General features: G+C 61.4%; 25 protein-coding genes. 15 read left to right on the top strand and 10 right to left on the bottom strand.

Annotated features, from left to right (window positions below; all coding sequences use genetic code 11):
- Positions 1-29: 29 nt before the first annotated feature.
- Both ACI2JO_RS14270 and ACI2JO_RS14265 read right to left on the bottom strand, forming a co-directional pair.
- Positions 30-929 (bottom strand): toprim domain-containing protein, encoded by a 900-nt coding sequence (locus ACI2JO_RS14270; protein WP_404721304.1) that lies wholly within the window; start codon positions 927-929, stop codon positions 30-32.
- A 72-nt stretch (positions 930-1,001) separates the two neighbouring features.
- The gene (locus tag ACI2JO_RS14265) at positions 1,002-1,322 is read right to left on the bottom strand and encodes a single-stranded DNA-binding protein (RefSeq protein ID WP_404721303.1); all 321 of its coding nucleotides are present in this window, start codon (positions 1,320-1,322) and stop codon (positions 1,002-1,004) included.
- Positions 1,323-2,072: 750 nt separating this feature from the next.
- Here ACI2JO_RS14265 and ACI2JO_RS14260 point away from each other — a divergent pair.
- The 3 genes from ACI2JO_RS14260 (at position 2,073) to ACI2JO_RS14250 (ending at position 5,622) form a co-directional block, all read left to right on the top strand.
- Entirely contained in the window at positions 2,073-3,167 is a 1,095-nt protein-coding gene (locus ACI2JO_RS14260; protein WP_404721357.1) for a replication initiation protein, read from the top strand.
- Positions 3,168-3,356: 189 nt separating this feature from the next.
- Positions 3,357-4,559, top strand: coding sequence for an AAA family ATPase (locus tag ACI2JO_RS14255; protein ID WP_024020679.1), 1,203 nt, complete (start codon positions 3,357-3,359; stop codon positions 4,557-4,559).
- 46 nt (positions 4,560-4,605) lie between these two features.
- A complete protein-coding gene (locus ACI2JO_RS14250; RefSeq protein WP_024020678.1) occupies positions 4,606-5,622 on the top strand; it encodes a ParB/RepB/Spo0J family partition protein in 1,017 nt (338 codons plus the stop codon).
- Positions 5,623-5,683: 61 nt separating this feature from the next.
- Here ACI2JO_RS14250 and ACI2JO_RS14245 read toward each other — a convergent pair whose 3' ends face one another.
- Positions 5,684-6,721 (bottom strand): hypothetical protein, encoded by a 1,038-nt coding sequence (locus ACI2JO_RS14245; RefSeq protein WP_404721302.1) that lies wholly within the window; start codon positions 6,719-6,721, stop codon positions 5,684-5,686.
- Between the two features lie 138 nt (positions 6,722-6,859).
- Between ACI2JO_RS14245 and ACI2JO_RS14240 the strand changes: the two genes are divergently transcribed.
- The 6 genes from ACI2JO_RS14240 to ACI2JO_RS14215 all read left to right on the top strand — a co-directional run bounded on the left by ACI2JO_RS14240 (position 6,860) and on the right by ACI2JO_RS14215 (position 11,364).
- Positions 6,860-8,098, top strand: a complete 1,239-nt coding sequence (locus tag ACI2JO_RS14240; RefSeq protein WP_404721356.1) for an integrase — start codon at positions 6,860-6,862, stop codon at positions 8,096-8,098.
- Positions 8,099-8,329: 231 nt separating this feature from the next.
- Positions 8,330-9,091 (top strand): hypothetical protein, encoded by a 762-nt coding sequence (locus ACI2JO_RS14235; RefSeq protein WP_404721355.1) that lies wholly within the window; start codon positions 8,330-8,332, stop codon positions 9,089-9,091.
- Positions 9,092-9,249: 158 nt separating this feature from the next.
- On the top strand, positions 9,250-9,525 hold the full coding sequence (locus ACI2JO_RS14230; protein WP_404721301.1) for a metal/formaldehyde-sensitive transcriptional repressor: 276 nt from the start codon (positions 9,250-9,252) through the stop codon (positions 9,523-9,525).
- Between the two features lie 10 nt (positions 9,526-9,535).
- Positions 9,536-10,456 (top strand): CDF family Co(II)/Ni(II) efflux transporter DmeF, encoded by a 921-nt coding sequence (gene dmeF, locus ACI2JO_RS14225; protein ID WP_404721300.1) that lies wholly within the window; start codon positions 9,536-9,538, stop codon positions 10,454-10,456.
- Positions 10,457-10,549: 93 nt separating this feature from the next.
- Positions 10,550-10,690 (top strand): hypothetical protein, encoded by a 141-nt coding sequence (locus ACI2JO_RS14220; protein WP_197716475.1) that lies wholly within the window; start codon positions 10,550-10,552, stop codon positions 10,688-10,690.
- Between the two features lie 299 nt (positions 10,691-10,989).
- Positions 10,990-11,364 carry a DUF305 domain-containing protein gene (locus tag ACI2JO_RS14215; protein ID WP_404721299.1) on the top strand — a complete coding sequence of 125 codons (375 nt, stop codon included), beginning with the start codon at positions 10,990-10,992 and terminating at the stop codon, positions 11,362-11,364.
- A 256-nt stretch (positions 11,365-11,620) separates the two neighbouring features.
- Here the strand turns inward: ACI2JO_RS14215 and ACI2JO_RS14210 are convergent, their stop codons facing one another.
- The 5 genes from ACI2JO_RS14210 to ACI2JO_RS14190 form a co-directional block, all read right to left on the bottom strand.
- Entirely contained in the window at positions 11,621-12,397 is a 777-nt protein-coding gene (locus tag ACI2JO_RS14210; protein WP_404721298.1) for a PepSY domain-containing protein, read from the bottom strand.
- 169 nt (positions 12,398-12,566) lie between these two features.
- Complete coding sequence (locus ACI2JO_RS14205; protein WP_120252476.1) at positions 12,567-12,899, bottom strand: four-helix bundle copper-binding protein; 333 nt, start codon at positions 12,897-12,899, stop codon at positions 12,567-12,569.
- Positions 12,900-13,334: 435 nt separating this feature from the next.
- Positions 13,335-13,721, bottom strand: coding sequence for a Cu(I)-responsive transcriptional regulator (cueR, locus tag ACI2JO_RS14200; protein WP_404721297.1), 387 nt, complete (start codon positions 13,719-13,721; stop codon positions 13,335-13,337).
- Positions 13,718-16,087, bottom strand: a complete 2,370-nt coding sequence (locus tag ACI2JO_RS14195; protein ID WP_404721296.1) for a heavy metal translocating P-type ATPase — start codon at positions 16,085-16,087, stop codon at positions 13,718-13,720. The genes cueR and ACI2JO_RS14195 overlap by 4 nt, the downstream gene beginning before the upstream one ends.
- A gap of 100 nt (positions 16,088-16,187) precedes the next feature.
- Positions 16,188-17,102 (bottom strand): NAD(P)/FAD-dependent oxidoreductase, encoded by a 915-nt coding sequence (locus ACI2JO_RS14190; RefSeq protein WP_232016450.1) that lies wholly within the window; start codon positions 17,100-17,102, stop codon positions 16,188-16,190.
- 285 nt (positions 17,103-17,387) lie between these two features.
- On the opposite strand from ACI2JO_RS14190, the gene ACI2JO_RS14185 reads away from it, so the two are divergent.
- Complete coding sequence (locus tag ACI2JO_RS14185) at positions 17,388-17,660, top strand: flagellar biosynthetic protein FliQ (protein WP_088181985.1); 273 nt, start codon at positions 17,388-17,390, stop codon at positions 17,658-17,660.
- Positions 17,661-17,772: 112 nt separating this feature from the next.
- Positions 17,773-19,056, top strand: coding sequence for a type II restriction endonuclease (locus ACI2JO_RS14180; protein WP_404721295.1), 1,284 nt, complete (start codon positions 17,773-17,775; stop codon positions 19,054-19,056).
- A gap of 11 nt (positions 19,057-19,067) precedes the next feature.
- Here ACI2JO_RS14180 and copD read toward each other — a convergent pair whose 3' ends face one another.
- Both copD and copC read right to left on the bottom strand, forming a co-directional pair.
- Positions 19,068-20,003, bottom strand: coding sequence for a copper homeostasis membrane protein CopD (gene copD, locus ACI2JO_RS14175; protein WP_404721294.1), 936 nt, complete (start codon positions 20,001-20,003; stop codon positions 19,068-19,070).
- Between the two features lie 3 nt (positions 20,004-20,006).
- Positions 20,007-20,387 (bottom strand): copper homeostasis periplasmic binding protein CopC, encoded by a 381-nt coding sequence (gene copC / locus ACI2JO_RS14170; protein ID WP_404721293.1) that lies wholly within the window; start codon positions 20,385-20,387, stop codon positions 20,007-20,009.
- Positions 20,388-20,615: 228 nt separating this feature from the next.
- Here copC and ACI2JO_RS14165 point away from each other — a divergent pair, with 228 nt between their 5' ends.
- The 4 genes from ACI2JO_RS14165 to ACI2JO_RS14150 all read left to right on the top strand — a co-directional run bounded on the left by ACI2JO_RS14165 (position 20,616) and on the right by ACI2JO_RS14150 (position 22,613).
- A complete protein-coding gene (locus ACI2JO_RS14165; protein WP_404721292.1) occupies positions 20,616-21,212 on the top strand; it encodes a c-type cytochrome in 597 nt (198 codons plus the stop codon).
- Between the two features lie 119 nt (positions 21,213-21,331).
- The gene (locus tag ACI2JO_RS14160; RefSeq protein ID WP_024018167.1) at positions 21,332-21,613 is read left to right on the top strand and encodes a hypothetical protein; all 282 of its coding nucleotides are present in this window, start codon (positions 21,332-21,334) and stop codon (positions 21,611-21,613) included.
- A complete protein-coding gene (locus ACI2JO_RS14155; protein WP_404721291.1) occupies positions 21,610-22,047 on the top strand; it encodes a periplasmic heavy metal sensor in 438 nt (145 codons plus the stop codon). The genes ACI2JO_RS14160 and ACI2JO_RS14155 overlap by 4 nt, the downstream gene beginning before the upstream one ends.
- Positions 22,044-22,613: an RNA polymerase sigma factor gene (locus ACI2JO_RS14150; protein ID WP_404721290.1), complete on the top strand. Its 570-nt coding sequence runs from the start codon at positions 22,044-22,046 to the stop codon at positions 22,611-22,613. Before ACI2JO_RS14155 ends, ACI2JO_RS14150 begins: the two co-directional genes overlap by 4 nt.
- Positions 22,614-22,690 lie beyond the last annotated feature (77 nt).

Below are 22,690 nucleotides of genomic sequence, written 5' to 3'. Positions count from 1 at the left end.
CAACAAGCCGGAGGCCTCCTCTCCTCTCTTCAGTGGGCGTGTGTCTGGATCACGGTGCGAGGAACGGCGTTGCGCGCAAGCCGATCGCGCAGGGCATCGTTCCAATCGTCATGCTCGGACGGGAGCCACTCCTCGACCCTTCGCCCGTTGGCGCTGAGGTGCTCCCCTGCCCTCTTCAGGCAGATCTTCGCCGCCTTGTTCCGTTGACCAAACACGATGACGCGCTTCACATGGGACGGTATGCCGACGTGAGCATAGCGCTCGGCACCAAGCACAGCCCAAACCGGCAATTGGAACCAGTCGATGGCGGACAGGGCATCTTCGATCCCCTCGGCGATCCCCAGAACGTCATCCGGGTCACCAAACCGCACGCTGCCCGAACCGAGCAGACCCAGCGCCAGCTTGGGCTTGTGGAAAGGGCGCCGCAAAATGTCCGTGGGATCGAGGAAGGTCCGGTGGACCGCGACCAGGCCCAGCTCATTTCTTACTGCGGCGATCATTGCGGGAAGGCTGCGCCGATCCTTCCCCTTTCCTATGATCGTCTGTGGGTTGAAGCGAAGGTCAGGCGTCGGCGCATACAGGCCCCGAGCATGAAGATAGGCTTCAGCCGGTGTGCCGGCGATGGGGATGCTGTGCTGCCATAATGACCTGGCCAAACCGCTCAGATCGCGTGACGCCGCGCGCGGTTCGACATGGACTGGCTCTCGATCGTGCAGACCCTGACGATCGAGAGCCTTGAGGACATCGGTCGATGTGCATCCCGCGAAGCATTTGAACAGGATCGCCTTGGTGCCGAGGCGAACCGAAAGACTGGGGGAATGATCGTCATGGGCGGGGCAGCGGCACTCGCCGCGCGATCCAGACCAGCGTCCGCCCAGGCCCTCGACGATCTGCTTGGCGCGAACCGCCGCGTCGATGGTGACTGACATAAGCGAAACTCCTATCGAAGATTTAGGTTCGCTCCGCGCATGCCCCCTCCCCTCTTGCCCGATTGGCGCTGCCTATGCCGCCTTCGCCGAGAGCACACCGAACTCTTCGACGATCCGGTCGGTCGTGTAGTGGGTTGTGCCGTCGCGCTCGTAGGATGTGTCTCGGAGGCGTCCGGCGATCCGCACTAGATCGCCAACCTGGGCCTTCTCATCGATATACTTGCGCTGGCCGTCGCTGAAAATGACGACGCGGTTCCAGTAGCTGTCCTCGATCCACTGGTCGCCCTCTCCGCGGCGGCGATAGTTCGCGCATACCGAGATGTTCGTGACTTTAGGCTTGGCGTCGATCTCACCGATCCGTCCGATGATTTCGAATTTGGCAAAATTGATCATGCGACCTCCTCGCTGCGTCTGCCCAGCGGCGACGAGCGGTGATTCAGCTGCTGTCGGGTCGCCGAGATCTCGTCGCTGGGCGGACCTGCCAAGGATCGAGACCGGGATGCTATCGTGGAACACCGGTCAGGTGGTATCCCCCCAGCTAGGGGGAATCGGTTATGCTGTCCGACCTCAAGGGGTCAGCGAATCGCCTGCTTGTTCTTTTAGAATCAATCTAAAACAACGCCGCTGCTCGCAGCGGAAGGATTCATGATTCTAAGTGATTCAGATTCGGGGCCGAAAAGACACGCAATTTCAATGATCTGCCGCGTTTTCCCTGACCGCGCGGGGGATTTTGCCTGACCTGGCGGGGGCGTCATCCTGACCGGTCGGGGGTAGATAGCTGACCTGTTGGGGCTATCCTGACCGATTGGGGGCAATGTCTCTTGGCGGCCCCGTGCTCAGGAATAATGTCATTCTGCCGCGTTTATCGAGCATCAGCGAGCCAAAAACGGGCGGAACGCGAATCGTACTGCGACTCGGCAGAATCCGAGGGCTTTTGTGGGAGTGTCACCCGGTTCTAACCTGACCGGACGGGGGTGAGAGAAAGTGTTTCTGCCTGTCCTGCCTTGACGAGAGAGGACAGGTCAGGCAGCAATTAGGCGAATCTGCCAATACGCGCTCGGCCTATATGACATGGAACATGCGGAAAATCTAAGCGCCGGTGTAGCGCAAGAGGCGCAAGCCGATTCGGCGCCGGGCCGTGCCATGCGAGTCGCGGCGGCTTTGCAAGCGAAGGGTGGCGAGGAGTTCGCCAAACCCGGCAGCATCGTTGAGATCAAGTTCGTGAAAGGCCAGTCGCTCAGCCTGACGGCGTCGCGATTGCTCGCCTTGATGATTCTGACCGCAGGCGGGGATGCCTGGCAGGACCGGCCGCATCGGATGCGCAAGGCCGATATTCGCCGCGGTCATAAGGGTAATGAACGTATCTCCGACATGCTGGAGGAACTTCACCGGACCTTGTTTGCGATCGACGACCGGTCCTGGCGGGGTAAGAAAGCGACGCTGCGTTTTTCGCTGATCTCGTCGTCTCGCGAAGAGGCGGAAGATACAGACGGCGCGGATGCGGGTTGGATCGAATGGGAGTTTACGCCTGATGCGCGCAAGCTCATCCAGGAATCCGAAAGCTATGCCGTTCTTAATAGGCAGGCGGTGCTGGGCTTCCGATCGAGCTATGCGCTCAAACTCTACGAGATCGGATCGCTGCGGCTCCATCGTCGCCAGTCGACCTGGAAGGGCGATATGGCAGCGCTGCGTGCAGCGCTGGGCATATCACCAGAGGTGTACAAGGATTTCGCGCAACTCCGTCGCAAGGTGCTCGAGAAGGCAAAGGCCGAGATCGACCAACTGGCTCACTTCCGAGTCGAGTGGAAGGAGATACGACAGGGCCGAACGGTGACCGAGATCGAGTTCCGTTTTGAGCCGAAGGATGCGCCAGCGCAGATCGCGACCGTCGATGAGATTGAGCGGCACTCGACGGGACGCAAGGCGCGCCGGGAAGGGGCTGTGGAAACGGTCGCCGACACGGTGGAAGTGGGATCGGTCGTGAAGGCCGCCATCAGCGCGCTTATCGCGCCGGAGAAGAGTTCGGAAATCGTCTTTCCGCAAGGGACGATCCGGTTCAACGCGGAAGGGTTGGCCGCGATTGCCCGTTCGCATGGGGGCGGATGGGACATCGATCTCATCGCCGACGCCTATCGCCAGCAGATGGGCGACCGTCTGGCGAAGCTCAAGGGCGCAAAGCTGACGAGTTCTTGGACAGGCTTTTGCGAGAGTTTCGTTGCGCGGAGGGGGCGCCCCTAGCGAAAATTGCACCGGTGCAATTTTCCGTCGCCCCCACCGAGTCAGGATAGACCCCTCGATAAGCGGTGATTGGCGATATTCAGGCGATATGCCGACCACGATGCGTCGCGACTTTCGAAATTCCGCTTCTATTTGACGGAAAAGCGCAAGTAGCGCTACAGTACCCCGAGTTTCGCAAAGGGGCGCCCTGTGGCAGCATCACTAGACATCGACGACACCCACGATCTTCTATCGGTGGCCACGCTTGCCCAGCGAACGTCCTCGGTGCTGGAGCGGCTTCGCGATTCGGCGCGCAGCGCGCGCGCGGATGATCGCCGTGAGCCCACTTTCCCAATCGGAAAGGCGGCCGACCTGGTGGGGCGGACGCCTGCAGCGATCCGCGACGCAGAAAAGGACGGGCGACTTCCGCCGCCGCCGCGAACCGAGAATAATCGCAGAGTGGGTTATACGCTCGCGCAGCTCAATGATATGCGGGGCCTGTTCGGCACAAGACCTTGGCGGGCAGCAGACGACCCGTGCTGTGTCGTTGCTGTCCAGAACTTTAAGGGAGGTGTCGGCAAATCAACGCTGTCGGTGCATCTTGCCCAGTATCTCGCCATCCAGGGCTATCGGGTCGCGTTGATCGACTGCGATAGCCAGGCCTCCGCGACGACGCTGTTCGGCTATGTGCCGGATCTCGACCTGACCGAGGACGACACGCTCTATCCGTTTCTCCGCCAGGAGGAAATGACCTCGCTCGACTATGCCCTGCGCAAAACGCATTTCGATGGCCTTGAACTAATCCCTGCCAATTTGCGGCTATTTCAGTCGGAATATGAGATCGCCGCCCGGATGGCGCGCGGGCAGGGGGGGCTTATCGATCGCCTCTCTCAAGGCATCGCGAGCATTGCTGATCGCTTCGATGTCATCGTCCTTGATCCGCCCCCAGCCCTTGGCGCCATATCCTTGTCGGTTTTGCGCGCGGCGAATGCTCTCGTTGTGCCCGTGCCTCCAACCGTCATGGACTTTTCTTCGACCGCGGCGTTTCTGGCGATGCTTGATGAGACCATCGAGACGCTGGCCGAACGCGGCTTTGCGCCAACTCTCAAATTCTTGCGCTTTGTTGCCTCGAAGGTCGACGAGAACAAGTCGATGCAGAAGGAACTGCTCAATCTGATGCGGACGTTGTTCGGTCACGCGATGGTACGTACGCCGCTTAAGGATTCTGCTGAGATCGACAATGCGACGGCTCGTCTGATGACGGTTTATGAACTCGACGGCCCCGTCACAAGCAGTGCGGTGCGCAACCGCTGCCTCACTTATCTCGATGGCGTCAACGCTGAGCTGGAGTTGGATATTCGCGCCATGTGGCCCAGCCATTTAGGCCGTTTGCGAAAGGAAGGTTTGGCATGAAAAGCAAAAATTGCACCGGTGCAATTCCCGGTAGAGGGGCGGCATTATGAGCAGAAAGAATGCGAGTTTCGCGGCTGACTTAGCAGCCGGAATAAATCTGCCTGAAGATGGTGCGCCCGCCCCGCGTCGTCCCGGCCTTGGTTCGAATGTACTGACTGGAAGAGAGAACCGCTTGGCTGAATTGGCAGCGGGATCGGTTGTTAGCCGCACGCATGAACTGGTCGATCCCGCTCGATGCCGAATGTGGGCGGGGCACAACCGGGAATATGCGCTCCTCAACGAGGAGCGATGCGCCGATCTCATCGAAAGCATAAAGGCGCAGGGACGCCAGGAAATGCCGGCAATTGTCCGGCGGGTGCGCGGCGAATCGGACTTTGATTTCGAGGTGATTTGTGGCGCTCGGCGTCACTGGTCGATCAGCTGGCTGCGTAGCCATAATTACCCCGACTTCCGGTTCTTGGTCGACATCCGCGAACTGTCAGATGAAGAAGCATTCCGCATCGCGGATATCGAGAACAGAGCGCGCGAAGACCTTAGCGATCTGGAGCGGGCACGCGACTATCTCCGTGCGCTTGATGCCTATTATGAGGGCCGACAGAAGGTCATGGCCGAGCGGATCAATGTCACAGAAAGCTGGCTGAGCCGCTATCTTGATCTCGCCCGCCTTCCGGTGGAATTGATGGTCGCTTTTCCCAATCCGCAGGATTTGCGGATCAAGCACGTCACAACGATCAAGCCATTGTTGAAGCCGGACGATCGTCGCCAACGCGTATTTGCTGAAGCGGCCGCGCTCAGTGCTCGATCGGGAGGGGAGGGCGCTCCCATGGCTGTGCCCGACATCGTCCGTGCATTGGCGCTGGCGGCCGACCCCCCCAAAAGGTCAGGATCCCCCAAGAAGTCAGGAATGGCGCAGGTTGTATCGAGCGAGACCGGGAAAGCCGTGCTTCGTATCGAGGGCACCGATCGCAAGGGAATTCGCCTGACACTTCTCAATAGGGGTGGGGCCTCTCGTGAGGATGCCGAGAAAGCCATTCGCGAGGTGCTTGACGCCCACTGGGCCTGAAGTGGGCCGACGCAAGAACGGGAGGCGTGACATCGAGCGGTCACGCCCCGCTGCAACTCAATCAGTGGTGGTGAGCCGAGACATCGATACCGAGGCCAGCTAGCATCGAATCGAGTTCGGCCATTTCACGATCAAACTCTGCGAGCGCGGGTACAAAATCTGGGAGCGCCTGGGGCGGGGCAGGGGGACGCCCTACCGGACGGACACCAAACCCGAAGGCGATAGCCAGATCGCGCGTCATGTAGGTCCGCCAGGCCTGACGACCGCTCACTTCCACTAGAAGGTCCAGCTCTGCCGCGCGAGAAAGCAGCTTGCCGGCACCGGAGATCGTCAGGTCCAATCGCCGGGCAAGCATGCGAGGACTGACGACGGGGACAAACTGGACAAGGCTGAGCAAATCCAGGAGTTTGCCAGGACGGTGCGCGCCATGGAGGGCTGCGGCGGCGCGTAAACGGTCTTCCTCGAGCGCCTGGAGCCTCACCAGCCCCTCTTCCGCCCGATCGGTAAGCGACCGGAGGTTACGCAGGACGATGGCCTGCGTGTCGCGCGGCGAGAGGCGAAGCGCCTTGTCGCCAATGGTCAGGCACGGCAGCACGGCCTGGGTTATCTTCATCGATCGCAGGAGCCCGGGGACGGCAAGCCACGGCGTGATCGTGCTGTCTGCGCGGGAGCGCCTGGCCGTAATCTCAAGCGCGCGGAGGAGGGCTGGCCGCTGGCTCCAATCTTCTGGGATGTCCGTTGAGATCGCGAGCTCGTCTCGCCAATAACGGGATTCGCGCTGGGCCAATTGCCGCTGCCAAATCGGAAGCGCATCACGATCGTCCAGATTGGTCGGCATCGGCGGGCGGCCGGGCAGATTGACGGCGCATTCCCGGCCGAAAATATCAATTTCGTCAATCTCGGCGCCCTGCACCTGCAGCGCCGCGGAATAGCCCGTCCAGGTGGCGCGTCGCTGCCATGGCGCTGCGGCAGGACTGGCAGAAACACGGGCATCGAGACGGCCTATCGCCGCTGCCGCCCGTTCCAGACGGGCGACGAGCCTGGAAGTCCAGATTGGCTCTGAGAGGTCTGGGATGGCAGCAGGCATGACGTTAAACATATCCCCAAAGTAGCCTTAGCGTCTATCATGCTGTTGCTCCTTAAATATGGACCTATGATAATTGCAGTTATCACATAAGCGGATTTGACCCTGCTTTATAAGGTGCGCTACAAGCACCGCCGAGGAGCGTGGCGCGTCATGGGCACCGATACCGCCCTGGAAGGGCCAGAAAACGCTGTGGCGGCGCCTGAGGCAATCCTGCCGACCGTCAGGGCGCCGGCCGACCTTGCGTGGACGATCGTGCAGATGCGCGCCGGCGAGCGCATTACCGTCAACGAGGCACTGATCGCCGCCTATCAGGCTGCCTCCTCGCCCCACAGCATCCGTGCGCTCAAGTCCGACATCGAGGCGTTCGATGCCTGGTGCCGGCGCACCAACCGGATCGCGCTGCCGGCGTCGGCCGAGACGGTGGCCGATTATCTCGATGCGCTGGCAGGGAAGGGGGGCAAGCCTGCCTCGCTCGGTCGCTACAAGGCGTCGATCGCCAAGATCCACCAGCTGCTCGACCTCAAGGATCCGACGTCAGCACCCCTGGTGAAGCTTCGGCTCGCAGCGGTCCGGCGCGAGAAGGGGGCGGCGCAGAAGCAGGCGCGGCCGTTGCGGTTCAAGGGGCCGGTGCGTGACGTCGAGCGCGACAAGGCGCGCGGGCTCAATATCCGCGCGCTGCTCGAGAGCTGCGGCGACGATCTGCCGGGGCTGCGCGATCGGGCACTGCTGTCGGCCGCCTATGACACCGGGCTTCGCGCCTCCGAGTTGGTGGCGGTCGCGGTCGAGCATATCGAGGAAGCAATCGATCCGGAGGCGCGGCTGCTGCAGATCTTGCGGAGCAAGGGTGATCAGGACGGCGAGGGGGCGACCGCCTACCTCAGCCCGCGCACCGTCGCTGCGATTGCGGCCTGGACCGAGGCGGCCGAGATTACGGCAGGGCCTTTATTCCGGCGCGTTCAGGTGCGGCGCTACAAGGCTCGCGTGGCCGTGAAGGGGCGCCGTATCGACAGCATCTCAGGCCGGGAAAGCTGGGATCTGCGCAAGACGCTCTCCAAGCCCGCCGTGAAGGCACGCATCGAATACGACATCGGCAGCGTGGCACTCCACCCGGGCTCGATCGGGCCGGTCTTCCGGGCGATTATCCAGCGGGCGTTTGACCGAGGCGCGTTGCCCGATCTGACCGCGGAGGATCTGGCTCGCTTGCTGAAGGGCATCAGCGCGCATTCGACGCGGATCGGTCTCAACCAGGACCTGTTTGCGAGCGGCGAGGATCTGGCCGGGATCATGGATGCGTTGCGGTGGAAGTCGCCGCGCATGCCGCTCGCCTACAATCGAAATTTGGCCGCTGAGCAGGGGGCGGCCGGGCGGCTCATGGCGAAGATCGCGTAGTGCACTTGGCGCGGCAGGCTTTGCCGAGGGCGCGCTGCCGCAACCGTGAAGAAAAACGATTGGTAACAACAAAGCAGGGTGGACTGTGCGCGTCGTTGCGCATCTTTTAGATAGCGAGATTGCGGCGAACTTGGCGGCGCTATACAAAATTCCAATGTCGAGGCGCGCCGCTCGCGATGCGGGTGATGAGTATAGACGATTGCGGGGGTGGTTGAAGGATACGCAATGCTGATGACGGACTCGACCCGCACTGCACTCGTCAAGGTACCCGCCGTTACACTCGGCTTCTGGATCATCAAGATCCTGGCGACCACGCTCGGTGAAACGGCCGGTGACACCATCAGCATGACACTGAACCTTGGGTATCTCATCGGCAGCACGATCTTCCTGGCATTGCTCATTGCACTGGTCGCGTGGCAGATCGCGGCGACCCGCTATCGACCAGCGCTCTATTGGGCGACAATCATCGCGTCGACTACAGCGGGTACGACGATGGCCGACTTTGCCACGCGCTCCCTCGGCATCGGCTACCCGGGAGGTTCCGCACTATTATTGACGCTGGTTTTGGTGTCGCTGTTCACTTGGTATCGAGCGCTGGGATCCATCTCCGTCGAAACGGTCCATGAGCCGCGTGCGGAGCTGTTCTACTGGATCACGATCACCATATCCCAGACGCTCGGCACCGCACTCGGGGACTGGCTCGCTGACACCGGCGGCCTTGGCTACATCGGTGCTGCTGCGGTGTTTGGTCTTATGCTCGCGCTTCTAGCGGCTGCTTATTTTGCCACGAACATCAGCCGGATTACCTTGTTCTGGGCCGCCTTTATTCTGACCCGCCCTCTTGGTGCTGCGGTGGGCGATTTTCTCGATAAACCGACCGATCACGGTGGCCTCGCCCTGAGCAGGCCGCTGGCGTCCGTCGCGCTGGCTGTCGCCATCGTGCTGCTTGTTGCCTTACTACCGAAAAGGGCGGCCGAGTCGTCGGCTATGTAATCTTGCAGTGGGCTACGCCTTCAAGCGACCGACTGCGCAGCAAGATCCTTTGCGGCACCGCGTTTCGAGGCTGCCAGTAGCAGTTCCTTTTTGGGTGAATTTGATTTTCAAGTCGATGCTATGGTGGCGCGCCCATGTATAGGGTAGGGAGGTATGCTATGGGGCATTTGACCGAAAGTAATGATGAACTCCTGAAGCGGGTGCGCCGCATCGCGGGCCAGGTCATGGCGATCGAGCGAGCGCTGGCCGCAGGGACGGACTGCACGACGACGCTGCATCTGGTCGCAGCGACCCGCGGTGCCATCAACGGCCTCATGGATGAGATTATCGAAGAGCATGTCCGCGCGCATGTGGCGCATCCCGATCTTCCGGCCGAGGAGCGCGCCGCCGGGGCGGAAGAACTGATCGCGGTTATACGCCGCTACGCAAAATGAGGCTGAGATATTGACCACCTCCCGCGACATTGACGCCTTTACGCACGACCATGTGTATCTGGGGGCCTCTCACGACGAGAACGCCCGCCGGACGTTGTGGGTTGTGGTGCTGACGGCTGTGATGATGATCGGCGAGATCTTCGCCGGCTATGTCACCGGCTCGATGGCGCTTCTCGCCGACGGTTTTCATATGGCAACCCACGCCGGGGCGCTGAGTGTCGCAGCGATTGCCTATGCCTATGCCAAGCGGCATGCATCCAGTGCGCGGTTCAGCTTTGGAACCGGGAAGGTCGGCGACTTGGCAGGCTTCGCTTCAGCGCTCGTGCTTGGCCTTATCGCCTTGGGAATTGGGATCGAATCGATCCTGCGGCTTTTCGAGCCCATCAAGGTTGCGTTTGGCGAAGCAACGCTGATTGCGGTCATCGGGCTCGGCGTGAACATCGTCAGCGCATTCCTGCTGTCGGGTAGCCATCATAACCACGGTCATGACGATCACGCCCATGACCATGATGCCCATGGCGGCGACAATAACCTCCGCTCAGCATATGTGCACGTCCTCGCCGACGCTCTTACCTCTGTGTTGGCGATCACGGCTCTTCTGGCAGGCCGCTATCTTGGCTGGATATGGATGGACCCTGTCATGGGAATCGTCGGGGCAGTGGTGATCGCTCGTTGGTCCTGGAGCTTGATGCGCGATACCGCCGCAGTCCTTCTCGATACGACTGACAATCATGTCGCCGAGGAAATACAGGATCTTGTCGAAAGACGAGGAGACGCCCGCATTTCCGATCTCCATGTCTGGCGCATCGGTCCTGACGCCCATGCCGCGATCGTCGGTGTTGTCGGTGGCGCGGGCGTCGATGCGACTATCATCCGTGACCGCCTCGTCCCCGTCCATGAACTGAAGCATCTGACCATCGAATGTCATTGAAAGCGCACGCATGAACTCCCGGTGCATAGACTTGTGCGCGTCGACGGTTCGACCGGCTGGTGCCGTGGGTGCGGCAGATCCAAAGGCTCCGGCATGATCAGCTCCAAGCGGGGCCGTGTTATCATCCTCGATCGCGAGAAGTTGGAAGAGCTAGCCGGCGACAGCTACGGTCCGGCGGAAAGCGAATATCGGCGGCTTATCGGCCCGTTCGGGCGAAGCGAGGAAGTAATCTGACTGCTCAGCCCGCAGCCGAAACGCCGCCAATGGCTGGTGCAATCTTCGGGAGCCCAGCATCGCGGGGTCCAACGAGCTCGACTGGTCCATCGCGAAGCACCAGCGTGCGGTCGAGAACTGGAAGGATGCTGCGCTTATTCACCGGGAGCCTGGGATCGGGTTAGCGGCGCTAGGACATACTTTACGCGCGGAACTGGTTTTTCCCTCAGGGTTTCATGTCTTTTTTTCCCGATCCCCCAAATTGAAACCGTGCGGTCGCAACGGAGTTGTTTCACGAGGATCAGCTGAAAGGATTTACTATGAAACTGCCTCGTCTTTCTTTGGCCGCAGCGGCAGCCTCGATCGTGCTGACGGGTGGCGTGGCTATCGCGCAGCAGGGCGGCAGCATGAGTTCGATGTCTGGAATGGACATGAGCCACATGCAGAACATGACGCCTACCCAGCGCGAGATGATGGAGGTTATGCAGAAAATGGACCGCGACATGATGCAGGGCATGATGGACCCGGATCCTGGGCAGGCGTGGATGAAGAGCATGGCGGCGCACCATCAGGGCGCTATCGACATGTCTGTGATGATCCAGCATCACACCAAAAACCCCAAGGTGCTCGCTGAGGCCCGCAAAACTGCGGTGGAGAACCGCAAGTCGCTCGCTGAACTAAGGGCGAAAATGTAGAACGCGTTTGCGCTGCACCCGGTGACTCACATCGCGATTGAGGGTGAGCTGTACGGCTCACCCTCCTTGCCTGAAAGGCGAGCATCGGCCACTTTTCGCGAGCGGCCTCCTTAATTCGTCGATCTCAAAAGCACACCTTCAACTGGTCTAATGTTATCGTATCTCATATGTGAGTGGGAGTATCACCCCGGGTTAAGGCCGCGATCATCCCGGCGAAGCGGCCGTAGCCATGCTCATGTTCCGCCTACAACTGTGGTCATCTATCATGCGTTGCCCTGCTGTACAGCGGGTCGTTCCCGGCGTTACGGCGTCGGCGCCTTGGCCATCGCATGTAGAGAAGAACCGCCCCGCCGGCCCAAAGTGCCAGCGCCCCGATCGCGAAGGCGAGCAGCCAAGGGGTGTTGAAGTCCTCGTGATTCTTCCAATCCATGATGTGAAGACCCCAGAAAAAGTCATAGAGCCGCCACGTCCCGGTTCTCACTGCCGCGATCCGGCCGGTGTCGGCCGCGATGAACACGCGGGTTGAATCAGGGTCGGCGAAGGCAACGCGCCAGACGGGAAGCGCTCCCCGATATTCGGCACTGGCACGCTCAATCCGCGCCACTGTTGCCTTCGGTTGAGCGCTGCTCCCCCGCCAGGCGGCTCGCGCGACAGCTTCAGCTTGGCTCGCGGTGGGAGCAGGCAGCGCTGCGCCAGTCCTCGCATCTACCAGGCGAGTGCCGTCAGCCGTCACGACTTCGGCGACAGCTCGGCCAAGCCACATGCGATAGGTGACGGCCTCGATCGGCGCGGCAGTGGCGGCGGTGATCGCCGATGGCGATGCGAGCGCGAGGTGGCTGGGCAGGGCCGTGGTGGCTTTGCGCTCCACCAAGTGATCGCCATGCACGCGGTCGATGGGCAAGAAGCTCATCAACGCGCCGCTCGTGAACCAGAGGAGGAGCTGCGCACCGATGATAACTGCAAGCCATTTGTGGGTGCGGCTCGCGAGGAGGTGCAGCCTTAGTTTCGCGCTTTTCAGAACCGCCCCTTCCATACTTGCTGCTGGCACCACTTCATGCCGGCAGGTCTTTCATCATCTCGTCGTGATCGGCCGGCGCACTCGCCACCAGCGCCTTGTACTGCTTGGGCATCGTCCCCTGGAGCCTGGGCACGAACGCGAGCATATCACACGCGCGGGCGGCTCGCCGCCCGCGCGAAGAAGTTTAGGCGGCCATTTTTTCGCAGGCGTCGGCGCACTTGCGGCACGCGGCCACGCAATCCTCCATGCCGTCCAGGGATTCGCAGCTCGCGGCGCACGCTCGGCAGACCTCGGCGCACTCGCGGCAAATATGCTGATGGTGGGACGACTTGCGCGCCATGAAGTCGATTGCGACTTCGCAAATCCTCGCACAGTCGAGCATGATCTTGATATGCTCCGGTGCGGCGTGCTGGCCGCCCATTTCAAGGCAATGGTTCATTGCCATGTGCAGGCAGGTCACATGACACTCGTGGCAGGCGTCCATGCAGGCCTGCATGTCGGGGTCCATCTGATGCATCGATCCATCTCCGTCTGAGGCCCCCCCAACTAGAAGATACGCGCTTCGCGCGATAACCCCTTACAGAAAAATCTCAGCGGCGCTTGCCGGTTCTGACCAAACGACGTCGCCACCATAATTCCGCCGGCGAGCGCAAGCGCGTCAACCATCATCGTCGCGATCTGCCCGCTTCCGCGCCCGGCTCTGCTGCCATGTCGGCCATCGGACCCGGAACCTGCTGAGCATGGGAGCGGCCATCTTTTCGGGCGTGACACTCTGCCCGTGGGGGGCCAGCGCGCGCAACGTGCCGATGACGTGCTTCAGCCACACACCCACGAGCCACAGGTCAACGCGATGTACCGTTGCGTACCGACAGCGTCGACAGTGCTTACGACACTCAAATGGGGAGCGACCTGACGTGCGTCATCGAGGACAAGACCGAGCCGCCAGATAGGCTCAGGACGCCAGACGCGTGAGTATAGGGCATTCGGGCCGCTCGTCCCCATGGCAGGCATTCGCAAGGTTGAGCAGTGCTTCGCGCATGGCATTGAGTGCATCCGCCTTCCGACCCAGGTCTCCCGCGCGCGATTCCGCCAGAGCCTTGACCTCCGCGCTCGCGCGCTCGCGGTCGGACCAGAGATCAAGCAGCACGCGGATTTCATCAATGGGAAAGCCGAGATCGCGGGCGTTGGCGATGAAACGCAGGAAGTGCACGTCGGCTTGCGAATAGTCGCGATACCCGCTCTCACGTCGCGGCGGCGACGGGATAAGGCCGATCTTCTCATAATGGCGGATCATCCGCTGCGACACAGCGCTCGCGTCGGAGGCCGCTCCGATGTTCACAGCGTCACCCGGTTGAGGCGCAGCGCGTTGGTGACGACGCTGACGGATGACAGGGCCATCGCCGCGGCGGCGATGACAGGCGAAAGAAGGATGCCGAACACCGGATAGAGTAGCCCGGCGGCGATGGGGACGCCGGCTGCATTGTAGATGAAGGCGAAGAACAGGTTCTGGCGGATGTTGGCCATCGTCGCCTCGCTCAGCCGCCGCGCTCGCACAATGCCGTTGAGATCGCCCTTGAGCAGCGTGATACCGGCGCTTTCGATGGCGACATCGGTGCCCGAACCCATCGCGATGCCGACGTCCGCTGCCGCGAGAGCGGGCGCGTCGTTCACCCCATCGCCAGCCATGGCAACGACATGGCCTTCGCGCTGCAGCCGCAGGACGACAGCGCTTTTCTGATCGGGCAGCACCTCGGCCTCGACCGCATCGATGCCAAGTTTCCGGGCCACCGCCTCGGCGGTTGTCCGGTTGTCGCCCGTCAACATGACGACGCTCACGCCCTCTTTTCGCAAGGCTGCCAGCGCCTCCGCTGTGGTTGCCTTGATCGAGTCCGCAATGGCGAGAATCCCGGCGACCCGGCCATCAACGGCCGCGAAAATCGCCGTCGCCCCGTCCGCCCGCAGCTCATTGGCGCGTGCAGCCGCGGCTGACACATCGATGCCATTCTCCTTGAGATAGGCCGCGCCGCCCAGAAACATCCGCTTGCCGTCCACGGTTCCGACCGCGCCCTTTCCGGTAGGCGAGTCAAAGTCGGAAACCTCGGGAACGTCGATGTCACGATCCTTCGCGGCCGCGACGATCGCGAGCGCCAGCGGATGCTCCGACGCCCGCTCGACGCCCGCCGCCAGGCGAAGAAGATCGTGCTCCGAAAAGCCGTCCATCGCCACGATATTCGTCACCGATGGGCGCCCTTCTGTCAGCGTGCCGGTTTTGTCGACGACGATCGTGTCGACCTTTTCCATGCGCTCCAGCGCCTCGGCATTCTTGATCAGGACACCGAGGCCGGCACCTCGTCCGATCCCGACCATGATCGACATCGGCGTCGCGAGACCCAGCGCGCAGGGACAAGCGATGATCAGCACCGCGACCGCGGCCACGAGGCCATGCGCCAGTCGCGGTTCTGGACCCCATATTCCCCAGATCGCAAAGGAGAGCAGTGCGACGGCAAGCACTGCCGGGACGAACCAGCCCGCAACCTTGTCGGCCATGCGCTGGATCGGCGCGCGCGAACGCTGCGCATCTGCCACCATCTGGACGATCCGCGCCAGCATCGTATCCCGGCCAACCTTGTCCGCGCGTATGACGAGCGATCCCGTTTGGTTTATCGTGCCCGCCACTACATGGGCATCGACCGTCTTCGTCACCGGCATCGACTCGCCAGTCACCATGGACTCGTCGATCGAAGAGCGGCCGTCCTCGACAATCGCATCCACAGGCACCTTTTCGCCGGGGCGGACGCGCAACCTGTCGCCGACCACAATCAGGTCAATCGCGACTTCCTCATCGTGACCATCCGGCAGGATCCGGCGGGCAGTCTTGGGTGCCAGATTGAGCAGGGCCTTGATCGCGCCCGATGTCCGCTCTCGCGCGCGCAGCTCGAGAACCTGCCCAAGGAGCACGAGGACGGTGATGACCGCGGCGGCCTCGAAATAGATGGCGACCGTGCCATCCATCATGCGGAATGCCGCCGGGAATATTCCGGGGGCAAGCGTGGCCACCACGCTATAGGCCCAGGCGACACCGGTTCCCATCGCGATCAGCGTGAACATGTTCAGGTTTCGCGTCCGAATGGACGCCCAACCGCGCTCGAAAAACGGCCAACCGGCCCAAAGCACGACGGGGGTCGCCAAAGCGAGCTGAACCCACCCTGATATTCGCTCGGGGACGAGTTGATGAAGCGCGGGGAAAAGGTGTCCGCCCATTTCGAGCAGGAATATGGGCACCGTCAGCGCCAGGGCGATCCAGAAGCGCCGTGACATATCGACGAGTTCAGGGCTCGGGCCTGATTCCGCCGTTATGAGCTCGGGCTCGAGTGCCATGCCGCAGATCGGGCAAGGACCGGCACGATCTTTTCGGATCTCCGGGTGCATCGGACAAGTCCAAATCGTGCCAGGTTCTGCGGCCGTGGGCGTGTCGCCCCCGCTCGACAGATATCGTTCCGGCTCGGCGACGAACTTCGCCCGACATCCGGCACTGCAGAAGTGAAACTCCTGGTCGCCGTGTGAGGCATGGTGCGCGGTCGCGCCGGGATCGACCATCATGCCGCAGACAGGATCCTTCGCTGTCGTCGGACCTTGCGGCTCGCGGTGCTTTCCAGCGCAACAGTTATGCGCACCAGATGTGTTCGCGGAAATAGGATCGGTCATGGCTCGTCTCCTTGTCGACGCTAAACAATCTGGGGTCTGACATCGTGTCAGGGTCAAGGCCCCGGTTCAAATATTCTGTCCGCCCGACGCTGGAGCCTGATTATTCGAGCAAGAGATTGTGGATCGCGGTCGCTGCCTTGGCCGCCTGACCCGCCGCGACGGCAATCTGGTCCAACCCTTCGACGACGTCGCCGGCAGCGAACAGGCCGCTGATCGATGTTCGCTGGTGGTCGTCGACGATGATGCAACCCGACGCGCTCAACGAAGCACCGGCCACCCGCGCGAGCTCTGATCTTCCGGAACTTCCGAGCGCGACATAGAGCGTATCGAAGCTGAGCGATTGGCCATCGGACAGACGCACGAGAACATCATCATCGTTTATCGAGAATGTTTGTATGGCGGCACGTTCGACCGCAATTCCGCCGTCCGCAAGATCAGCTTGGTCGGCAAGAGAAAGCTGCACGGATTCTTCAGTGAGCAGGGTAACGGTTTCGCTGTAGCGCCGCACGAAGATCGCCTCGGCCGCTCCATGCTCCGAGCAGCCCAGGACTGCCACGCGCTTGCCGCGCACCTCGTACGCATCACAAATTGGGCAGTAGCGGATGAGGCCGCGCGAAACGCCTCTGTCATGTGCAGCTTGGGCGAGGTTGGGTCGGTGGTTTGCCACGCCCGGCGCAAGCAACACCGTCCGCGCCTCGACGGTGCGGGAACTCATGCCCACGACAAAGCCCGTCTTGGACTGCGTAATGCTGTGGGCCACGTCACTGACCAATTCCGCACCGTAGCCGACAGCGTGCTGACGCATCCGCGACAACAACTCCTCACCAGATATCCCTTCCGGGAAGCCGATGAGATTATGCGTCGTGGGAATGCTGGCGGCACGTCCGGCCCCGGCGTCGATAACCAATGTGGCACGCAGAAATCGACCCAGGTAGGTGGCAGCTGTCAGGCCTGCGGGGCCTCCGCCGATGATAATGCAGTCGTACATGCGCACCTCGCCGACGGTGATCCTCATTTCTATTACGCGCACCCGCCCATCTGCCCTCGCGTGCCCTTCGATGTTTTGAAGAAATTGCTGGCCGGGGCGAGGGGTGCGCGCCGCCGGTGCGTAAGTCAGTAGTAGCCCGTCGAGAGACTCGATGGGCCATTCGGGAGCCCACGGGTCGCAGCGTGGAGCGGGGCGAGCGTCCGAGGGAAGACCTGATCGAACCAACGATCATCCGCTTGGCCGTTCGTCCCGCGATGGGCGGAACTGTTGGCTCCTTGGCACTTGCGAGCGCAAGTGCAGGGGGAGGCATAAATGGAGACCTACAGTCCTTTTTCTGTGTCGATGGGACGTGCGCTTTGGGTCATGGCCATGGTAGCGGGACCGCCTTTGATCATCATGGGTGTCGTGGGGCTGGTCATCTCGATTATTCAAGCCGCGACGTCGATCAACGAGCAAACGGTCAGCTTCGTGCCCAAATTGCTCGCGCTGCTGCTATTCCTGGTCCTCTTTGGTGCCGCGATGGGAGCATTGCTTGTCGATTATACGCGCGACCTCCTCATCCACATTCCAGACGACATCCAGTGAACAGCGAGGCAATCGACTTCCGCATGGCGTGGCAGGGATCAGGAATCTGGCCTGCCGTCGACCACAATGCTAGCCTCTCGAGCTCATCGAGTAATCGACAAAGGGGGACGGTTTGGCGGATTTTGAATTGCTGGCACGGCAACTCATTCAGCGATGGAAGGAAGATCCGAACGCGACCTATCAGAGCTGGTTTTTGTGGGACGAGCGGATCAAGAATTTCCGCTCCATCCGCCGCGGTCTGGCCCAAGTGGTCGCCGAGATCGAGACGGGACGATTTGGCGTCGCTTATCGCGGCTCGTCGCTGGAAACCGTGGTTCATTCGGTCGCGGAACAACGGCAGATCTTCAAGGGGGCAGATCATGCCTTTTTGTGGAAGCCAAAGCTGCGGATACCGGACATTTATGAGAACGCGGCGCATCAGCGCGCCTTTGGCCGGTTGCTGGATCACTGCGCGTGCTGCGATACGGCGGAAGAAATTATTTCCGGCATCCATACGATCGACCGGCTGAACATTAAGGGGCTCGGGCCAGCGGTCGCCAATCTCCTGTATTTTCTGCATCCGACGCTGGTGCCGCCGTTCAACACGGCGATCGTTAACGGGTACAACAAGCTCACGGGCGGAAAGGTCAAGCTGGGGAGTTGGCCGCATTTCCTGGCAATGCGGTCGGGGGTTCTCGATCTCAATGAACAATTCCGGGATCTGCTGTCCAACGATCTTGGCGCCATTGGCGGTCTATTGTTCGACATCGGCTCAGGCCGATATCCGGCCCCGCCCCGCGGTGAGGAGGATCAAAGCGCTAGCGGCTGGACAGCTCGTCTCGAGCAAGCCCGGGCAGAAGCGCAGAACCTCAATAAGGCTGTTCAGAAGCAGGGCGAAAGCGATCGCACCCATTCGGAAATTCAAGCCTGGCTCCGCGATATCGGTCGGGCCCTTGGCTATGATGTCTGGATAGCGGCCAATGATCGCGGCCGTCTTCATAACGGGATACGCCTTGGGGAGGGGTGCCTTGAAAGCTTGCCAGCTTCCATTTCCACCTCGACCGGCGGCGACGCCATCCGCCTGATCGATGTGTTGTGGCTCGAACAGGGCGGTGATCGTGTTGCGGCGGCTTTCGAGGTGGAGCACTCGACTTCGATCTATTCCGGCATAGTGCGCATGCTCGACCTGGCCCTGAGCGGGAGCGCACTACACGCAACCGCTGGGCTGTTCCTCGTCGCCCCGGACGCCCGAGAAGCCGACGTGCGGGCGCAACTGGCGCGCCCCGCCTTCAGCCGTGTCGCCGATCTCGAGATCGCCTATCTTCCCTATGGCGAGCTGGAGCGGCACAAGGAGGCAATTTCGCGGTTCGGATCAGGGCTGAAGGCGATCAAGGCCATAGCCCGCACACTGCCCTAAAAATCTCTCACTCACATTCCCGATGCTGGTGGCGCAAGCAGCCCAAGCCACGCGACCAGCGCGAGGATCGCGATTGCGCAACTGCTTTCGATCAGAAGGCTCCGGCGTAATGCTCCGACTGCGGCTGCGCCCTCTCCGCGCTCCAACGCAGCCGCGAGCGCCGGCGTCAGAAAAAAGCGGTTCGCCGCGGCCAGGAGGAGCATCGCACCGAAAAGCAGCAACTTGCCTAGAAGCAGGATGCCATAGAGGGTGGTGAATAGTGCGCCGAGTTTCGATGGCCCAATCAATATCCAACTATTTACGAGGCCCGAGACAATCAGCAGGCCGACGACAATCGAGCCAACTCTTGCAAATCCGTCCAATGCCCGGTGGGAAAGATGGATATGCTCGGCCGCCATGCGCGTAGCGGACCGGAAGATCAGGAGACAGAGGCCGCATAGCGCTCCTATCCAGATCCCGGCCGCCAGCAGATGGGTGATGTCTGCGCCCAGGTGGAGCCAGCCAAGTGCGCCTTCATCGGCGGCTCCATGGCCGGTCCACGCCAGCGTAGAAAGTGCCACGGCGGCCGTGATCGAGAGCGAAGCCAATGCGAAGGTCGGCCGCTGCCATCCCACGATCGAGAAATACAACACTAACAGGAGAGCGGCGATACGCAGCTGCCAAACGGTGCCGATCGTCGTGCCCGAGATTACCAGGCTGACCGTCGCGCGGTCGACCTCGCCGATGGGGACTCCGCCCATCGATGCGGCCAATACCATGACGCCCAGGATCGATAATCCGATGCCGACCAGAGCGATGGCGGCGAGAACGGGACGGAAGCGCAGGACCGAGCCGGATTGCCGCTCGGCCCCGCGCAGCGTGTAGAGCCCGAACATCGGCAGCCCAAACAGGAGCATGAGATCAAGATATAGTCCCAGCCTGACGGCGGTCGCTACCGTGTCCGGCACCCCTTACTTGACCTTGAACGTGTAGCTGCCCTGGACGCGATGCGTGTCGGTGGACACGATGTGATAGTCGACCTTGTACGTCCCGGCAGACAGCGGCTTGGCGAAGGTTGCAACAAGCGTCTTGCCATCGGGCGCGAGGGCAGCCTTGACGCCATTCATCTTCATCGGCCCCATTTTCATGCCGGGCATTTCGGTCATGGTCAGGTCGATGCCGGAAAATTGGGCAACGAGCGCCTCGGAAAAAGCGAGCTGAACTTTTGTAGGGGCGGTGACCACCGCGTCGGCGGCGGGCATCGCAGTCGCCAGCCTGGGGTGTGCCTGAGCGGCCGTGGCTACGATTGCAGAGGCGGCCAGCGCAACCGCAAAAACTGTCTTACGAAACATCGATTTCTCCATGCGCGGCGGTACTGCCGACAATTCGAATTACGCACGGCCGCCCGTGACCCCTCAACGATGCCGCCACAATTCTTAGGCGAGCGCCGCACCCGACCTTCTGAGTTCGGTGAACGAGGATGATTTTCATAGGCCATGAGGGGTCGAGGCGCCCCGCGCGTATGATCAAGTGGACGGCTTGGACACACCGGTCGCCCGAGATTTTGTGGGGAGGATGCAATGGCAGATCCGCGGATGACAGGCATAAGGCGGCATTTGCCGAGCGGCCCCTTTCTTGCGATCGCGGCACTCGCCGTCGCTGCGGTCGGCGGTGTGGTGGTGTATGTCGGTGCATATGACATCGGCGCCGACTCGCCGCATAGCCGGCCTATCTACTGGATGATCGAGCAATTCCGGGATCGTTCTGTTGCTGTGCGCGCACGTAATGTCGTCGTCCCTGGCAATCTGATGGATGTAAAGCGCCTGCAGAGCGGTGCAGGACTCTACACAGAGATGTGCAGCGGCTGCCATCTGGCGCCGGGCCTCGAAAAGACGGAGATCAGCCAGGGCCTGTATCCACGAGCCCCAGAGCTATTCCGGGAGCCACAAAGGTCGGCCAAGGAGCAGTTCTGGATGATCAAACATGGCGTCAAGCTGACGGCCATGCCGGCGTGGGGGAAAACGCACAGCGACGATTTGATTTGGGATATGGTGGCTTTTGTTCGTCAACTACCGAAGATGTCGGCTGCGCAATATCAGGCCGCTGTCGCCAGCGCGCCGGAAGATCATGATGCGATGATGAAAGACATGCCGGGTATGGCGAAGACGGCGCCTTGAATGGGTACTTGCGTCGGTCAGTATGAGAGCGAGATATCGCGTCGCGTGCTGCCGGGTGACCAGGCATTGGGTAGGGTCGTCAGGCGCCAACGGCTGAGATCGAATGATGGGAATAGACGATGAACATTGACCTTGATGGGCTTTTGAGCCGCTTGCGCACCGACGCCGTTCACCCAGGACTTTCCGGTCTGGAGGAGGCTGTGTTCAGGCGCATTGCAGCGCGTCCGCAAGTTTCCACTGCGCAGCAGCTGACCCTTGGCATGGTGGCGGCGTTCGGCGCTGTATTGCTCGGCGTCGCCAGCAATGGTCTTGCAACGCCGGCCGAAGCGTCCGTGACATTATCTCCGTTTGGGCCGTCCAATCCGCTTGCGCCATCGACGCTGTTGGTGGGATCGCGATGAAGGCCAAGCTGCTTTTGCTGGTCGCAGTGGTGGCCTTTGTCGCGGCGGTCGCTGGCGTCTTTCTGGGCCGGTATTTCTTTCCGCAACCGGTGGCTGCGGGTGTAGAACTGCATGAGGTGTTGCACGGAAAACTTGATCTGGACGCTCGTCAAAAGAGCCAGATCGATCTTCTTGAACAGCGTTTTGCTGTCCGCCGGCGGGCACTCGAACTTGAATTGCGGGCCGACAACGCACGGCTTGCGGATGCCATTGAAGCCGAGCACGGCAACGGTCCGCGGGTAACAGCCGCTGTCGATCAATCACACCAGGCAATGGGCGAACTTCAGAAAGAGACGCTTGGCCACATCTTCGCCATGCGCCAGATCCTGCGCCCGGATCAGGCCAGGACGTTCGATCAGGCGGTGGTTCATGCGCTCACCGACGATGTGCGGTGAGTCTGGATCTCAAGGCGTGTTCGGACGGTGAACTCGCGGCGTTGACCTTGGGTGGTCGCCAGGCGGCGTTCGCCGAGATTATGCATCGCCATCAGACACCGATTTTCCGTCTGGTTCGCGGTCTTGTGGTCAACGCGGACGAGGCGCTTGATCTCACGCAGGATTGCTTTGTCTCCGCCTTCGGCCATTTGCAGAAATATGATGGTGATCGTCCGCTGCGCGCCTGGCTGTCGCGCATCGCGATCAACAAATGCCGAGATTGGCGTCGCCGGCAGAAAGTGCGGCGATTGTTCACTATCGGAGCGGGTCCAACAGAGCAGGAGCGCGAAGCGGTCCCGGACGATAGCCCCTCTGCCCATGAAACGGTCTCGGGAAGGATAGAGCTCGCACGCCTCAATGCGGCGATCGCACAGCTTTCGGCTCCGTTGCGCGAGGTACTCTTGCTGAGGACGGTAGAGGGAATGACCCAGGCGGAAACTGCGGCCGCGCTTGCGATCAGTGGCAAGGCTGTCGAGACGCGCCTGTACAGGGCTCGAAGCCGGCTCGCGGAAATATTGGCGGATTGATGAGGGGTCCGCCCAGGTCGTGCGTAAGCCTCAGAGAGTATGGTGCATAAGGCGTTCGCTGAGCCCTGCGCCTGATT

The organism is Sphingomonas sp. NPDC079357, from assembly GCF_044901155.1.
In the GTDB taxonomy this organism is placed as follows: domain Bacteria; phylum Pseudomonadota; class Alphaproteobacteria; order Sphingomonadales; family Sphingomonadaceae; genus Sphingomonas.
The sequence above is the reverse complement of the archived record's forward strand: the minus strand, read 5'-3'. Positions and strand labels throughout refer to the sequence as shown.